The sequence below is a fragment of the Micromonospora foliorum genome (genome assembly GCF_022229015.1).
Lineage (GTDB): Bacteria > Actinomycetota > Actinomycetes > Mycobacteriales > Micromonosporaceae > Micromonospora > Micromonospora foliorum.
The window spans coordinates 1-15,616 of record NZ_JAKKFF010000320.1 but is presented as its reverse complement, the minus strand read 5'-3'; the positions used below and the strand labels follow the sequence as shown (position 1 = coordinate 15,616).

General features: G+C 70.0%; 12 protein-coding genes and 2 pseudogenes. 9 read left to right on the top strand and 5 right to left on the bottom strand.

Features of this window, described 5'->3' with window-relative positions; genetic code table 11:
• The 7 genes from PSH25_RS22415 to polA form a co-directional block, all read left to right on the top strand.
• On the top strand, positions 1-1,065 hold a 1,065-nt coding region (locus PSH25_RS22415; protein WP_238660940.1), incomplete at its 5' end, for a hypothetical protein.
• Between the two features lie 366 nt (positions 1,066-1,431).
• Positions 1,432-2,583, top strand: a complete 1,152-nt coding sequence (locus PSH25_RS22410) for a branched-chain amino acid ABC transporter substrate-binding protein (RefSeq protein WP_238660939.1) — start codon at positions 1,432-1,434, stop codon at positions 2,581-2,583.
• A 66-nt stretch (positions 2,584-2,649) separates the two neighbouring features.
• Positions 2,650-3,633, top strand: a complete 984-nt coding sequence (locus PSH25_RS22405) for a branched-chain amino acid ABC transporter permease (protein WP_238660938.1) — start codon at positions 2,650-2,652, stop codon at positions 3,631-3,633.
• The gene (locus tag PSH25_RS22400; RefSeq protein ID WP_238660937.1) at positions 3,630-4,787 is read left to right on the top strand and encodes a branched-chain amino acid ABC transporter permease; all 1,158 of its coding nucleotides are present in this window, start codon (positions 3,630-3,632) and stop codon (positions 4,785-4,787) included. The genes PSH25_RS22405 and PSH25_RS22400 overlap by 4 nt, the downstream gene beginning before the upstream one ends.
• Positions 4,780-5,721, top strand: a complete 942-nt coding sequence (locus PSH25_RS22395) for an ABC transporter ATP-binding protein (RefSeq protein WP_238660936.1) — start codon at positions 4,780-4,782, stop codon at positions 5,719-5,721. Before PSH25_RS22400 ends, PSH25_RS22395 begins: the two co-directional genes overlap by 8 nt.
• The gene (locus tag PSH25_RS22390) at positions 5,708-6,421 is read left to right on the top strand and encodes an ABC transporter ATP-binding protein (RefSeq protein WP_238660935.1); all 714 of its coding nucleotides are present in this window, start codon (positions 5,708-5,710) and stop codon (positions 6,419-6,421) included. Before PSH25_RS22395 ends, PSH25_RS22390 begins: the two co-directional genes overlap by 14 nt.
• Before the next feature lie 125 nt (positions 6,422-6,546).
• Positions 6,547-9,246 carry a DNA polymerase I gene (gene polA / locus PSH25_RS22385; RefSeq protein ID WP_238660934.1) on the top strand — a complete coding sequence of 900 codons (2,700 nt, stop codon included), beginning with the start codon at positions 6,547-6,549 and terminating at the stop codon, positions 9,244-9,246.
• 293 nt (positions 9,247-9,539) lie between these two features.
• On the opposite strand, the pseudogene PSH25_RS22380 reads toward polA, so the two are convergent.
• The 4 genes and pseudogenes from PSH25_RS22380 to PSH25_RS22365 all read right to left on the bottom strand — a co-directional run.
• Positions 9,540-9,884, bottom strand: a pseudogene (locus PSH25_RS22380) (DUF3140 domain-containing protein); the annotation flags it as partial.
• Positions 9,871-10,089, bottom strand: a complete 219-nt coding sequence (locus PSH25_RS22375; RefSeq protein WP_238660933.1) for a hypervirulence associated TUDOR domain-containing protein — start codon at positions 10,087-10,089, stop codon at positions 9,871-9,873. The gene PSH25_RS22375 and the pseudogene PSH25_RS22380, both read right to left, overlap by 14 nt.
• A gap of 36 nt (positions 10,090-10,125) precedes the next feature.
• Positions 10,126-10,731 carry a Uma2 family endonuclease gene (locus tag PSH25_RS22370; RefSeq protein WP_238660932.1) on the bottom strand — a complete coding sequence of 202 codons (606 nt, stop codon included), beginning with the start codon at positions 10,729-10,731 and terminating at the stop codon, positions 10,126-10,128.
• A 54-nt stretch (positions 10,732-10,785) separates the two neighbouring features.
• On the bottom strand, positions 10,786-11,592 hold the full coding sequence (locus tag PSH25_RS22365; protein ID WP_238660931.1) for a class I SAM-dependent methyltransferase: 807 nt from the start codon (positions 11,590-11,592) through the stop codon (positions 10,786-10,788).
• A 493-nt stretch (positions 11,593-12,085) separates the two neighbouring features.
• Between PSH25_RS22365 and rpsA the strand changes: the two genes are divergently transcribed.
• Both rpsA and coaE read left to right on the top strand, forming a co-directional pair.
• Positions 12,086-13,597 carry a 30S ribosomal protein S1 gene (gene rpsA / locus PSH25_RS22360; protein ID WP_124815727.1) on the top strand — a complete coding sequence of 504 codons (1,512 nt, stop codon included), beginning with the start codon at positions 12,086-12,088 and terminating at the stop codon, positions 13,595-13,597.
• A gap of 450 nt (positions 13,598-14,047) precedes the next feature.
• The gene (gene coaE, locus PSH25_RS22355) at positions 14,048-15,229 is read left to right on the top strand and encodes a dephospho-CoA kinase (protein ID WP_238660930.1); all 1,182 of its coding nucleotides are present in this window, start codon (positions 14,048-14,050) and stop codon (positions 15,227-15,229) included.
• A 10-nt stretch (positions 15,230-15,239) separates the two neighbouring features.
• Here coaE and PSH25_RS22350 read toward each other — a convergent pair.
• A pseudogene (locus tag PSH25_RS22350) lies at positions 15,240-15,616 on the bottom strand (hypothetical protein); the annotation flags it as partial.

The following is a 15,616-nucleotide window of genomic DNA, read 5'->3' as shown; positions in this document are numbered from 1 at the left end:
GGTTGGCAGCCGCTGACGCTGCCGGCGCCGCCGGGTGGCCCGGGCCGTCCGCTGGTGCGGGACGCGGCGTCGTGCGCGGGTCGGTGGTTCGTGGTCGGTGGCGTCGTGGACGCCGCCGGTGGCACGCGCCCGGCGGCCTGGACCAGCGTGGACGGTACGACCTGGACGGTGCTGCCGGTGCGTCCGGATTCCTTCTACGGGCGGCAGAACGTGTTCCTGTCGGCGGCCTGCCGGGACGGGCGGGTGGCGTTGATCGGCGCGAAGGTCGGCGGTGCGCACGGCTATCCGCGGGTGAGCACGTGGCGGCAGGTGGCCGACGGGACGTTGGTCGAGGTGCAGGCGTCGTTCGAGACGTACGGCGGGCCGACGGCGGTGAACGTGTCCCGGTTGGCGGCCGGGCCGCAGGGTTGGTTGATCGTCGGTAACCGGTCGGCGGGTGCCGCGTCCTGGGTGGCGTCGCCGGCCGCGGCGGAGTTCGCGTTGGTCGAGGGTGCACCGGAGCTGGCCAGTGACGCGGTGGGGGTGACCTGGGCGTTCGACGCGGTGGCGACGTCGTCGGGGTGGTTGGCGGTGGGTGGTTTGTTGCCGGCTGGCCGGATCGACCGTGACCCGGCGGTGTGGTCGTCGCCGGACGGGCGGTCGTGGCGGCGCACGGTGTTGCCGGGTGGGTCGGAGTACGAGGAGATGCAGCGGGTGGTTCTGGCCGACGGCGTGCCGGTGGCGGTCGGGCTGCGTGGGGGGACGTTCGGCGCGTGGCGGCAGGAGGCGGCGGGTTGGGTGGCCGTCGGGACGTTCGGGCGGCGGGCTGGGGCCGGGGTGCCGGGGGTGGGGTCGCTGGTGTCGTCCGGGGGCAGTCTGTTCGCCGCGGTGACGGATGGGGCGCGCCATTCGGTGTGGGTGTCGACCGATCGGGGTGGGTCGTGGCGGGAGGCGGGGACGCCACTCGATGTGCCGGCGGGTGTTGATCGGGACGTGACGCTGGTGGCGGTGGGTGACCGGTGGTGGTTGGCGGCGGACGACGGCACCCGAGCCGGGTTGTGGTGGGCGGCCGGTCCGGGCGCCTGACCGTCGACGGTGCGGTGACGCTTCACCCCGGTGTGCGACCCGCGCGGACGTTTTCGCAGGTCAGTCGGCTTTTCGTCAGGTGCGCGCGGTCCGGGTTAATGCGGGCGGACTTCGACCGGGCGTGGATTTAAGGACCGACTGGCGGATTCACCTGTTACGGACATCGACATGATTGCCCACGTCTTCGTAACGGTTTCGCAGACCCCGCCTTCAGGCCTTCCGGGACGGTATGTCGTGTCGGTACGCTCCGCCATCACGAGCCGTAACGCAGGGGGAGTCCCTGCGGGGTGGGTGGAATTGCGGGTCAGCTGCTGTCGCCGTCGCTTCGGGTCAGCCGCGTCCGCATCTCGAGGAGGTCAGGAAGCCGTGAGGCGAAGCTATGTACGGGCGCTGGGTACCGTGGCGCTCGCCGCGACCCTGGTGGTTGCGGCTGGTTGCCAGGATTCCGGTGGCGGCGAAGGTGGCACCGCGTCGGGTGACTGCGGTGGCAAGATTGCGATCTTCGGTGCGTTCACGGGTGACAACGCGGGTCTGGTGATCCCGTCGCTGAACGGCGCGAAGCTGGCCGTGGAGCAGTTCAACGCGGCGAACCCGAACTGCAAGGTCACGATGCAGGAGTTCGACACCCAGGGTGACCCTGCGGTGGCGACCCCGTTCGCGAACCAGATCGCGGGGGACAACTCGTTCCTCGGTGTCATCGGTGGTCACTTCTCCGGTGAGTCGGACGCGACGATGCCGATCTACCAGGCTGCCGGCCTGGCGATGGTCAGCCCGTCGGCGACCCGCACGGACCTGACCCAGAAGGGCAACACGTCCTTCTACCGGGTGGTCGGTAACGACGGCACGCAGGCCGGTGCCGTGGCCAGCTACCTGAAGACCCAGAACGCGCAGAAGGTCTTCATGATCGATGACGCCAGCGCGTACGGCGCGGGCATCACCGAGGAGCTGGGCAAGCAGCTCGGCCCGCTGGTCGTGAACAAGGACAAGATCCAGGAGCGGCAGGCGCAGTTCGACGCCACCATCTCCAAGATCAAGTCCGCGCAGGCCGACTTCGTCTTCTACGGCGGTTACACCCGTGAGGCCGCTCCGCTGGTGAAGCAGATGCGTGCCGCTGGTGTCCAGGCCAAGTTCGTCGGCCCGGACGGTCTCTACGACACCGCGTTCCCGTCGGGTGCCTCCGGTGGCGCCGAGGGCGCGATCATCACCTGCCCGTGCCTCCCGGCCGACAAGGCCGGCGGCACCTTCTCCGCCGACTACCAGAAGAAGTTCGGCATCCCGCCGGGCTCCTACGGTGCTGAGGGCTTCGACGGCGCGACCGTCTACCTGGACGCCTTCAAGGCTGGCAAGAAGACCCGGGCCGACATCCTGGCGTTCGTGAAGTCGTACGACAAGCAGGGTGTGTCGAAGTACATCAAGTTCGATGCCAAGGGTGACGTCGACCCGTCGAAGGTTGTCATCTGGGCTTACCAGATCAAGGGCAACGCGATCGAGCCGCTGCAGGAGCTCAAGCTCAGCTGACGCCCAAGAAATGGAGTGCGGCCGGGGTGTTTCACCCCGGCCGCACTCGATTCAAGGAGACCCCCGGTGCATTTCGATGAACTGATCGGTCATCTCGGCCAGCACACGGTCGATGGCCTTTCCAAGGGCGCCATCTACGCCCTGATCGCCCTTGGCTACACCCTCGTCTATGGCGTCCTTCGTCTGATCAACTTTGCGCACTCCGAGGTGTTCATGGTCGGTACCTTCTCGGTGCTGATCCTGTGGACCCAACTCGGGGTGAAAAATAACCCGCCTGTCGGCCAGGCGATCCTGTTTCTGGTGCTCGGTCTGATCGTCGCGGCGGTCGCCTCGGGCGGTACGGCTCTGGCCCTCGAGCGGATCGCGTACCGGCCGTTGCGGCGGAAGAACGCGCCGCCGCTGATCTTCCTGATCACCGCGATCGGCCTGTCGCTGGTCTTCGTGGAACTCTTCGGGCAGGTGCTGCCGAAGCTGCTCGGCGGCGTGCTGCCGGAGGCGTTCGGCCGGCCCCGTCAGATCGTCGGCATGCCGACGATCATCCAGCAGGAAACCCTGTTCACCATCGGCAACACCGCGATCACGAACATCCAGCTGATCGTCTTCGTGGCGGCGGTGGCGATGATGGCGGTGCTGGACTGGTTCATCAACCGCACCCGCTACGGCCGGGGCGTGCGGGCGGTGGCCCAGAACCCGGAGACCGCCGCGCTGATGGGCGTCAACCAGGAGCGCGTGATCATGCTGATCTTCGTGCTCGGTGGCATCATGGCCGGCGCCGCCGCGCTGTTGTGGAGCATGCGGTTCGGCTTCACCCAGAACAGCATCGGCTTCGTGCTCGGCCTGAAGGCGTTCACCGCCGCCGTGCTCGGTGGCATCGGCAACCTGCGCGGCGCGCTGCTGGGCGGTCTCTTCCTCGGCATCGTCGAGGTCTACGGCGCCACGCTCTTCGCGTCCAACTGGGAGGACGTCATCGCCTTCGTGGTGCTGATCGTGGTGCTGATGTTCCGGCCCACCGGCCTGTTGGGTGAGTCGCTCGGGAGGGCCCGCGCATGATCGACAAGATTCGCACCGCAGACCGCCGTCGGGTCGGCATGCTGACCTCGGTCGGCGACCGCTGGCGGGCGCTGACGAAGTGGCAGCAGGCCCTCGGGCTCGCCGCCTTCGTGGCGATCCTCTACTACCTGCCACTGCTCGGCATTCCGGGCCTGACCTGGTTGCGTACCGACTCGATCGAGGGCGGTAACAACTGGGCGGGCGTGCTCTTCGTCTGTGCCATCTACGTGCTTGTCGCCATCGGCCTGAACGTGGTGGTCGGTCTCGCCGGCCTGCTCGACCTGGGCTACATCGGCTTCTTCGCCATCGGGGCGTACAGCGTGGCGCTGTTCGGCTCGGTGAACTCGCCTGTGGTGAAGTGGATCCAGCAGGAGTTCAACCTGCCGCCGACCTGGGCGGTGACCTGGGCGATCTGCCTGTTCATCGCGATCGTGCTGACGATGATCTCCGGGGTGCTGCTGGGCTGGCCGACGCTGCGACTGCGCGGTGACTACCTGGCCATCGTGACGCTGGGCTTCGGCGAGATCATCCGCATCGTGGCCCGTAACGCCACCGGGCTGACCAACGGCCCGGTCGGCATCTCGGCCATCCCCGGCCCCGAGGGCGCGCCCTCGCCGGACAACAAGGTCTTCGGTCTGATCGACGCGAAGCCCTGGTACTGGTTGGCGATCACGTTTGTGCTGATCATGGTGTTTCTGGTCCGTCGGCTGGAGCACAGCCGGGTCGGCCGGGCGTGGTTGGCCGTGCGGGAGGACGAGGACGCCGCCGCGGTGATGGGCGTGTACCCGTTCAAGTTCAAGCTCTGGGCGTTCGCCATCGGTGCGGCGCTCGGTGGCCTGTCGGGCTTCCTCTTCGGCAGCCGGAACGCGTTCATCGACCCGACCCAGTTCAACGCGAACCTGTCCATCCTGTTCGTGGCCATGGTGGTGGTCGGCGGTTCCGGCAACATGATCGGCGTCTCGCTCGGCGCGGTGCTGCTGGCGTACCTGCCGGAGCGGTTCCGTGACTTCGCCGACTACCGGTGGTTGGTCTTCGGTCTGGCCATGGTGTTGGTGATGATCCTGCGTCCGCAGGGCCTGGTCCCGAGCCGGCGGCGTGCCCGCGAGTTGAAGGACCGCGCGGCAGAGGCAGAGGAGGCGCCCGCTCATGTCTGACCCGACCACCAGCACCACCACGCCGAAGATCCCGACTCAGGCGGGGCCGCGGTCGGTGCTGCTCGAAGTCGACGACGTCACGCTCCGCTTCGGCGGTGTCGTCGCCCTCGACAAGATCAATTTCCAGATCTACGAGGGCGAGATCCTCGGCCTCATCGGGCCCAACGGCGCCGGCAAGACCACCAGCTTCAACGTGATGACCGGGGTCTACAAGCCGACCTCCGGCGCGGTCCGGTTCCGCGGCCAGAAGGTGACCGGCCGCAAGCCGCACCAGATCAGCCAGTTGGGCATCTCCCGGACGTTCCAGAACATCCGGCTCTTCCCGGAGATGACGGCGCTGGAGAACGTCATGGTCGGGACCGACTCCCGGCACAAGACGAGCGTGCCCGGGGCGCTGTTCCGGCTCTACCGGGTGCGGCCCAAGCCGGAGGAGCTGCCGCAGGTCACCGCCGCGTCCGGGATCGTCCGGACCTGGCAGCAGGTGCGCCTGTCGGCCGCCAAGATCTTCGGCTTGTCCCGGCACATCCTGGAGGAGCGGGCGGCCGAGAACAAGGCGCTCGAGCTGCTCCGCTTCGTCGGGATCGCCGACCGGGCCAACGACGAGGCGCGCAACCTGCCGTACGGCTACCAGCGTCGGTTGGAGATCGCCCGCGCGTTGGCCACCGAGCCGAAGCTGATCTGCCTGGACGAGCCGGCCGCCGGCTTCAACCCGGCGGAGAAGGAGGAGCTCCTCACCCTGATCCGCAAGATCCGTGACATGGGCCTGACCGTCCTGCTCATCGAGCACGACATGCGGCTGGTCATGGGGGTCACCGACCGGATCGTGGTGCTGGAGTTCGGCCGCAAGATCGCCGAGGGTGCGCCCGCGGAGGTCAGCCGCGATCCGAAGGTGATCGCCGCGTACCTGGGGGAGCCCGCCGATGACGCTGCTTGAGCTGGAGAACGTCGCCGTCGCGTACGGCCGGATCGAGGCGCTGCACGGGATCAGCCTCACCGTCAACGAGGGTGAGGTGGTGGCCCTGATCGGCGCGAACGGCGCCGGTAAGACCACCACCATGCGGGCCATCTCCGGGACCCGGTCGCTGGCCGAGGGGAAGATCACGTTCAACGGTGAGGACATCAGCAAGCTCCGGGCCGACCTGCGGGTGGTCCGGGGGCTGTGTCAGTCGCCGGAGGGTCGGCAGATCTTCCCGGGTATGACGGTCATGGAGAACCTGGACATGGGGGCGTACACCCGGCGGGACTCCGCCGGCATCGCCGCCGACCTGGAACGGGTGCTGACCCTCTTCCCGCGGTTGGCCGAGCGGCGCAAGCAGGCCGGTGGCACCCTCTCCGGCGGCGAGCAGCAGATGCTCGCGGTCGGTCGGGCGCTGATGAGCCGACCGAAGCTGCTGTTGCTCGACGAGCCGTCGATGGGGCTGGCCCCGTTGGTGATCCGGCAGATCTTCGACATCATCACCGAGATCAACCAGCAGGGCACCACGATCCTGCTGGTGGAGCAGAACGCCCAGCAGGCGCTGTCGCGGGCACACCGCGGCTACGTGCTGGAGACCGGTCAGATCGTGAAGGAGGGGTCCGGTCAGGACCTGCTGCACGATCCGTCGGTCAAGGAGGCGTACCTCGGCGTGGCCTGAGCCACCCGAGTCGGCGGCCGGTCAATCCCCTCACGGGGGTGGCCGGCCGCCGCCGTTCGGCTCGGCGTCGCGGCACCCCGTGCCGAGGGCCAGGGATGTCGGTACGACGGGCTAGAGTCGCTGCCGTGACAGCTACGACACCGCGCCTGCTTCTCGTCGACGGACATTCCATGGCATACCGGGCCTTCTTCGCCCTGCCGGTGGAAAACTTCTCCACCACGACGGGTCAGCCGACCAACGCGGTGTACGGCTTCACCTCGATGCTGATCAACGTGCTGCGCGACGAGCAGCCCACCCACATCGTGGTGGCCTTCGACGTCTCCCGCCGTTCCTTCCGCACCGACAAGTACGCGGAGTACAAGGCCGGCCGCAGCGAGACCCCGACCGACTTCAAGGGCCAGGTCAGCCTCGTCAAGGAGGTCCTGGCCGCGCTGCAGATCCCGGTGGTCGAGAAGGAGGGCTTCGAGGCCGACGACGTGATCGCCACGCTCGCCTGCCAGGCCCGCGACCAGGGCATGTCGGTGCTGATCAGCAGCGGTGACCGGGACGCGTTCCAGCTGGTCGACGACCAGATCACCGTCCTCTACCCCCGCAAGGGCGTCTCCGACCTGGCCCGGATGGACCCGGCGGCGATCGAGGCGAAGTACGGCGTTCCGCCCCAGCAGTACCGGGACCTCGCCGCGCTGGTCGGCGAGACCAGTGACAACCTGCCCGGCATCCCGGGCGTCGGCCCGAAGACCGCAGCCAAGTGGATCACCACGTACGGCGGGGTGGAGGGCGTGATCGCCCGGGCCGACGAGATCAAGGGCAAGGCCGGCGACAGCCTGCGGGAGCGGCTCGCCGACGTGATCCGCAACTACGAGATCAACTGCCTCGTCTCCGACCTGGAGTTGCCGCTGCGCCCGGAGGACACCCGCTGGACGGGTTGGGACCGCGAGGCGGTGCACCAGGTCTTCGACACCCTGGAGTTCCGCATCCTGCGCGACCGTCTCTACCAGTACCTGGAGTCGGTCGAGCCGGAGGCCGAGTCCGGCTTCGACCTCACCGGCGAGGTGCTCGCCGAGCCCGGTGCGCTGGCCGGGTGGCTGACCACACACGTCCCCACCGGCACCCAGGTCGGGCTGGCGGTCAAACTCGACACCGGCCCCAACCGCCGGCACACCGCCTCGGTCACCGGTCTGGCGCTGGCCACCGCCGGCGGCGCGGCGGCCTGGGTCGACCCGGCCCAGCTCGACCCGACCGACGAGGGCGCCCTGGCCAGCTGGTTGGCCGACGCGCAGCGACCCAAGGTGCTGCACGACAGCAAGCCGGCCGTGCTGGCCTGCGCCGCGCACGGCTGGCAGCTCGCCGGCATCGTCCGGGACACCCAGATCGCCGCGTACCTGGCCCGCCCCGACCAGCGGTCCTACGACCTGACCGACCTGGCGCTGCGCTACCTGCACCGGGAGCTACGGGTGGACGTCCCGGAGTCCGGCCAGCTCACCCTCGACGGCCTCGGCGACGAGGGGGTGGTCGAGCAGAACCTGATGCTGCAGGCCCGGGCCACCCTCGACCTGGCCGACGCGATCGACGCCGAGCTGTCCCGCGACGGCGAGCAGTCCGCCCGGCTGATGGCCGGCGTGGAGCTGCCGTTGATGCGAGTGCTGGCCACCATGGAGAGCACCGGCATCGCCGCCGACACCCACTACCTGTCCGAGCTGGAGGCCCACTTCGCCGCCGAGGTGAAGGCCGCCGCGCAGGGCGCGTACGAGGCGGTGGGTCGGGAGTTCAACCTCGGCTCGCCCAAGCAGTTGCAGGAGATCCTCTTCACCGAGCTGGGTCTGCCCAAGACCAAGAAGATCAAGACGGGCTACACCACCGACGCCGACGCCCTGCAGTGGCTCTACGTGCAGCAGCCGCACCCGGTGCTGGCCCACCTGCTGCGCCACCGGGACGTGGCCAAGCTCAAGTCGACAGTCGACGGGCTCCTCAAGTCGGTCTCCGACGACGGCCGGATCCACACCACCTTCAACCAGACAGTGGCGGCCACCGGTCGGCTCTCCTCCACCGAGCCCAACCTGCAGAACATCCCGATCCGCACCGAGGAGGGCCGCCGGATCCGGCGGGCCTTCGTGGTGGGGGAGGGCTACGAGTGTCTGCTCACCGCCGACTACAGCCAGATCGAGATGCGCATCATGGCGCACCTCAGCTCGGACGACGCGCTGATCGACGCGTTCAACTCCGGCGCCGACTTCCACGCCGCCACCGCCTCGTCGGTCTTCGGGGTCCCGCTCGACGAGGTCACCCCCGACCAGCGCCGCAAGATCAAGGCCATGAACTACGGCCTGGCGTACGGGCTCAGCGCCTTCGGCCTGTCCCAGCAGCTCAACATCAGCACCGAAGAGGCGCGCGGGCTGATGGAGAACTACTTCGCCGGCTTCGGCGGGGTGCGCGACTACCTCCAGCAGGTGGTCGCCCGGGCCCGGCAGGACGGCTACACCTCGACCATCCTGGGTCGGCGCCGCTACCTGCCCGACCTGGTCAGCGACAACCGGCAGCGCCGCGACATCGCCGAGCGGATGGCGCTCAACGCTCCCATCCAGGGCTCCGCCGCCGACATCATCAAGGTGGCGATGCTGCACGTCGACACCGCGCTCCGCGACGCCGGGCTGCGCTCACGGATGCTGTTGCAGGTGCACGACGAGCTGGTCTTCGAGGTCGCCCCGGGTGAGCGCGAGGCGTTGGAGGCCCTGGTCCGGCAGGAGATGGGCGGGGCCTACCCGCTGTCGGTGCCGCTGGAGGTGTCGGTCGGCGAAGGCCGCGACTGGAACAGCGCTGATCACTGATCTGTGGTTGCGGTGTGGGGGTTCCGGGGCCCGGCTTCCAGTGGTTGCGGTGTGGGGGTTCCGGGCAGCCCGACCCACTCCGGGCGGTCAGGCTTGATCCCTGCGTGGGTCGGGCCGCCCGGAACCCCTGACCGGGTCGTCCTGGTCGCGGGCGTTGGTGTTGTCGATCAGGGCCCCGCCGGGCGCGCACCGTTCCGAGATCAGCGCAACTTTCGGGGAAAGTGCTCGGTCGTGGCGTCGGGAGGCACCAACGTCACCGACGTTGCGCGGATCTTGCGGCCGGTGACCGGCTACTTCAGGGGGTCGTGGCCCCAGTTCATCAGGGACCAGCGCCACTTGGTGTCGCGGACGTCGCCGGAGGGGCGCTGCGCCATGTGGCGGCGTACGTAGCCGACCACCTTGCGCATGTGCTTGTAGTCGCCCTCGGACAGGTCACCACGTTTGCGACGGAGCAAGTTGATGATCTTCCGGCCGGACTCGTGTCCGACGGACTCGCCACCACCAGCGTGGCCGCCCTTGTGCCAGCCGACCTGCTTCGACTCGTCGGTCTCCAGCCACGTGGACAGCTCACCGGGCTTCATGTTCACCGCTTCGGTGAACTCCCGGTAGGTGTCCCGGCCGTCGTCACCTCTGCTCATGACGCAGCGCCTCGGGGCGGTGGGCCACGTCGCGGCCCGTGCCGTCACTGCGGACCCGGTACTGCGGGTCGTCAGGGGCCGCGTTCACGGCCCGCCCGCGGATCCGCGTCCGCTCGGTGATCGTCCCCCGCACCACGCCGTACGCGCGGCTGCCGTGGGCCGACCAGGAGACATGGTCGCCCTCGTGGAATCTCTGTTCGGCCATGGTCGTCGGCTACCCGAGGCCGCCGGGGCGAAACGACTACGGGGTGATCTCGGCGACCGGCAGCTTGATGCCGAACGGCACGGTCAGCTCGATCACGTCAGCGCCGTCGGCGACCAGCTCGTACTGTCGCTCACCGCCCGGCCCCACCCGGTCGCCGATCCGGTACGCGTACACGTGCACCGGATCCTGCTCGATACGCCAGTAGAACGGGATGCCGGCGGCGGCGTACCCGCCCGGTTTCGCGAACCGGTCGACCCGTCGCGTGCCGGGCGAGACGATCTCCACGGCGAGCACGACTTCGTGCGGCCGTAGCCAGGACCGGTCGGACGGCACGTCGGCGCGGCACAACAGGACATCCGGGCGTCGGCTGGCGTCGTAGCCGAGCTCGACCGCGACGGCCTGGGTGGCTCGGATGTCCGCCGGTGCGTGGCGTCGCAGCCACGTCCAGAGCAGGCCGGCGATGTCCTGGTGACCCAGGGTGGGGAAGGGCGTCACCTGGAGTGCTCCGTCGACGAATTCGACGCGCGGCGAGTCGTCGTCCGGCAGGTTCTGCAGGTCGACGGCCTGATAGTCGGCGCGCTGTTGTCGTGCCGGGGCCGGACGCCAGCGGTCCGGTGGTGTCGGGTTCGGCCATGCGCTCACTGGCGGACCGTAGCGCCGGTGGCGTGCGGGGCCGTCGCACTGAGCGTGCGGCGCTCACCCGGTGGGCTTCTCGGTGACGAAGATGGCCGTGCCGGGGAAGAGCCTGCCCCGCAGCGGGCTCCACTGCCCCCAGACTCCCTCGTGTCCCTCCGGCCACTCCGGCTCCACCAGGTCCAGCAGCCGGAGCCCGGCGCCGACCAGCTCGCGGATCCGGTCGCCGAGGGTGCGGTGCTGCTCGACGTAGGTGGCCACGCCGCTCTCGTCCTGCTCCACGTAGGGGGAGCGGTCGAAGTACGAGTGCACGGCCGTCAGGCCGCCCTCGCCGGGGTCGTCCAGGAAGATCCACCGCATCGGGTGGGTCACCGAGAACACCCACCGGCCGCCGGGGCGCAACACCCGGTGCACCTCGGCGAGCAGCGCCGCCGAGTCGTCCACGAACGGGATCGCGCCGAACGCGGTGCAGGCGACGTCGAACGACCGGTCGGCGAACGGCAGGGCGAGCGCGTCGGCCTGCACCAGCGGTACGCGTACCCCGGTGCGGTCGGCGGCCTCGGCGGCGTGCCGCAACATGCCGGCGGACAGGTCGAAGGCGACCGGCCGGGCGCCCTGGGTGGCGAGCCAGCGGGCGGCGGCCGCGGCGCCGGCGCCCACCTCCAGCACCCGCCGCCCCGACACGTCGCCGAGCAACCGGGCGTCGGCCTCGCGCAGGCCCTCGGGGCACCACACGAAGTCCACGTCGCCGAGGAACGCGCCGTGTTCGGCCTGGTAGTCGTCGGCGTCGGTGTCCCACCAGCCGCGGTTGGCGCGCCGGGCCTCGGCGTCACCCACCCGGCGCCGGGTAACCCGGCTGTCGTCATCCACGCGCTCACGCTAGGCCCCACCCACCCCATTGGGTACGACGGCGCGGCCACGATCTGCGCGACTCCTCGCGCGACGGCCTTGATCGACTCGTCTTCGGTGAAAGTCGCGGTGTTGGGGCCGGCGGGACGCGCCGACATCCAGAAAACCGAGTCGATCAAGTGCGGCGGCGGGGGGCGGCCGGCGGGACGCGAGGGTCTGCTGTGACGCACGAGACAACAGGGGTGTTTTCCGGGCGATTGTTCGGCTTTCGCAGGTCATCGCACGGAGAGAACCCGGGAGGGCTTGCACGCTGTGGTAATGCGCACGGTAGGCTAGACGATGCGCTCGCGGATCGCGTTGCCTCGGCAGGGAGCAGGTGCGCGGTCGACGGAGCCACATCATGATCTCACTAGGCGATCGTTCGGTGTGCCCGGCGACGGATCCGCTGGCGCGAACAGGTCACTGCGACACACCAGCCTGCTGTGACAACCCACCGACCGGAGCAACCGCCCACATGACGAGCAGCATCGAGGCCCCCTCGAGCGCCACCCGGGTCACCCACGACGATCTCGGTTCCGAGGAGGCTTTCCTCGCCGCGATCGACGAGACCATCAAGTACTTCAACGACGGCGACATTGTCGAAGGCACCGTCGTCAAGGTCGATCGGGACGAGGTCCTGCTCGACATCGGCTACAAGACCGAGGGTGTCATCCCCTCTCGGGAGTTGTCGATCAAGCACGACGTGGACCCCGCCGAGGTTGTGACGGTTGGCGACCACATCGAGGCCCTGGTCCTCCAGAAGGAGGACAAGGAGGGTCGTCTGATCCTCTCCAAGAAGCGGGCACAGTACGAGCGGGCCTGGGGCACGATCGAGAAGATCAAGGACGAGGACGGCGTCGTCCGCGGTTCGGTCATCGAGGTGGTCAAGGGCGGCCTCATCCTCGACATCGGGCTGCGCGGCTTCCTGCCCGCGTCCCTGGTCGAGATGCGTCGTGTGCGCGACCTGCAGCCGTACGTCGGGCGGGAGCTCGAGGCCAAGATCATCGAGCTGGACAAGAACCGCAACAACGTGGTCCTGTCCCGCCGGGCCTGGCTGGAGCAGACGCAGTCCGAGGTGCGCACCGAGTTCCTCAACAAGCTGCAGAAGGGCCAGGTCCGCAAGGGCGTCGTGTCCTCGATCGTCAACTTCGGTGCCTTCGTGGACCTGGGCGGCGTCGACGGTCTGGTGCACGTCTCCGAGCTCTCCTGGAAGCACATCGACCACCCGTCCGAGGTCGTCGAGGTGGGCCAGGAGGTCGAGGTCGAGGTCCTGGACGTCGACCTGGACCGCGAGCGGGTCTCGCTGTCGCTGAAGGCGACCCAGGAAGACCCGTGGCGGCAGTTCGCCCGCACCCACGCGATCCAGCAGATCGTGCCGGGTAAGGTCACCAAGCTGGTGCCGTTCGGTGCGTTCGTCCGCGTGGACGACGGCATCGAGGGCCTGGTCCACATCTCCGAGCTGGCCGAGCGCCACGTGGAGATCCCGGAGCAGGTCGTCCAGGTCGGCTCCGAGGTCATGGTCAAGGTCATCGACATCGACCTCGAGCGTCGCCGGATCTCGCTGTCGCTCAAGCAGGCCAACGAGGGCTTCGTCGAGGGCGAGGAGCACTTCGACCCGACCCTCTACGGCATGGCCGCGACGTACGACACCGAGGGCAACTACATCTACCCCGAGGGCTTCGACCCGGAGACGGGCGAGTGGCTCGAGGGGTACGACAAGCAGCGCGAGACCTGGGAGAACCAGTACGCCGAGGCTCGTCTGCGCTGGGAGGCCCACACCAAGCAGGTGCAGACCTCTCGGGCCGCCGACGCCGAGGCTGCCGCCAACCCGACTCCGGTCGTCCCGGCCGCTGCCGGCGGCGGTGGCGGTGGCACCACCTCCTCGTCCAGCCCGGCCCCGAGCCGGCAGGCCGAGGAGCCGGCCGGCACCCTGGCCACCGACGAGGCGCTCGCCGCACTGCGGGAGAAGCTCGCCGGCGGTAAGTGACCCGCTGAACGACGACGGGCCCCGTCCCCGCGATCTCCGGATCGCTGGGGGCGGGGCCCTCGCCGTACCCGCCACCCGCGCCCACCCGCGCCCACCCGCGCCCGCGCCCGCGCCCGCAAGATCGTGCTCGATCCAGGATGTAGTGGTATGCGGCGTCCGCGAGGCCCCTACATCATGGATCGAGCGCGATCTTGGCGGTCCCACCAGCCGCCGGGCCGACCGCGCCCGGGGCAATCCCCCCGGAGCGATCCGCCCGGGGGTAATCCGCCCGGGGGTAATCCGTCCGGGGGCAATGCGCTCGGGGCAATCCGCCCGGAGCGGTCCGCCCGGGGCACGCCCACCCCGCCGCAACTCGCCTGGAGGGGGCCCGGGGTGGGGTGGGTGGGTTGGGAGGTCGCCGGGCCGTGGGTGGGTTTGGCGGCGGGCTTGTTGATCCGGTTGACTGTTCGGGTGCTGAGGGTGGGGTTGACCGGCGGGATCGGGTCGGGCAAGAGCGCGGTGGCCGCGCGGCTCGTTGAGCGGGGCGCGGTGCTCATTGACGCCGACCGGGTGGCCCGGGAGGTGGTGGCGCCGGGTACGGACGGGCTGGCCGAGATCGTCGCCGCCTTCTCCGACGCGGTGGTGGACGCCGACGGCGCACTGGACCGTGCGGCGCTGGGAGCGGTGGTGTTCGCCGACGAGACCGCCCGGCGTCGGCTGGAGGCGATCACCCACCCGCGGGTCCGGGCCCGCACCGCGGAGCTGGCCGCCGCGGCGGCACCCGACGCGATAGTCGTCAACGACGTACCGCTGCTGGTCGAGGTGGGTCTCGCGCCGACGTACCACCTGGTGGTTGTGGTGCAGACGGCCGTGTCGACCCGACTGGAGCGGCTGGCGCGCGACCGGGGGATGGGTCGCGCGGAGGCCGAGCGGAGGATCGCCGCCCAGGCCGACGACGCCCGCCGCCGGGCGGTGGCGGACGTGGTGCTGACCAACGACGGGAGTCTGACGGCGCTGCACGATGCCGTCGACCTGCTCTGGAAGCAGCGGTTGGTGCCCTACGAGGACAATCTGCGCCAGCGGCGGGTGGTTCCGCCGCACCCGGCCGAGCTGGCCGGGGCCGACGCGAGTTGGCCGGAGCAGTACGCGCGGCTGGCCGCCCGGATCCAGCACGCGCTCGGCTCGGATGCCCTACGGATCGATCACATTGGTTCGACGGCGGTGCCCGGCCTGGCCGCCCAGAACGTCATCGACGTGCAGGTGGCGGTCTCCAGTCTCGCCGACGCCGACGGGCCGTTGGCCGATCGGCTGGCGGGCGCCGGGTTCCCGCGGGTGCCGGGGCAGTGGTGGGACGACCCCCGCCCGGCCGGCAGAGGCCGGTGGGAGAAGCGGCTGCACGGCAGTGCGGACCCGGCCCGCCCGGTTCGTCTGCACGTGCGGCTGGCGGATTCGCCGGGTTGGCGGTACGCGCTGCTGATGCGCGACCACCTGCGTGCCGACCCGGATCAGCGGGCCGCGTACCTGCAGTTCAAGCGGGACCTGGTCGACGCGGCACCGGAGGCCGGCGATTCCGGCACGGCCCGGAACCCGTGGTTCGACGAGGAGTACCTGCGGGCCGAGCAGTGGGCCGCGCAGACCGGCTGGCGTCCCTGAAGGGCACCGGTCAGCGGGCGCCGGGCCGAGGGGCTGAAGGTCGAGGGGCCGAAGACCGAGGGGCCGAAGACCGAGGGGCGGCGGGCCGGGGGTTCGCCGCCAGTCGGGGCACCACGGCGGGGTGGAGATCCAGTTGCGCCCACGTGCCGGCGTCGGTCTGCAACTCGAGCCGTCGCAGCGACCCGTCCCGGTCGATCCAGTAACGCAGCCGGGCATCGGCCGGACCCGACTCGACGACGTCCACGGTCCGTCCGGCGGCGACGTCCTCGCGTACCCGCACGGCCGCGCCGCGGTGCCCGACCGACCCGGCGGTCACCGCGGCGTCGACCAGCACGCTCAGGTCGTCCCGGCCGGGTCGGGAGACCCGCCAGGCCCCGGCCGGAGGCG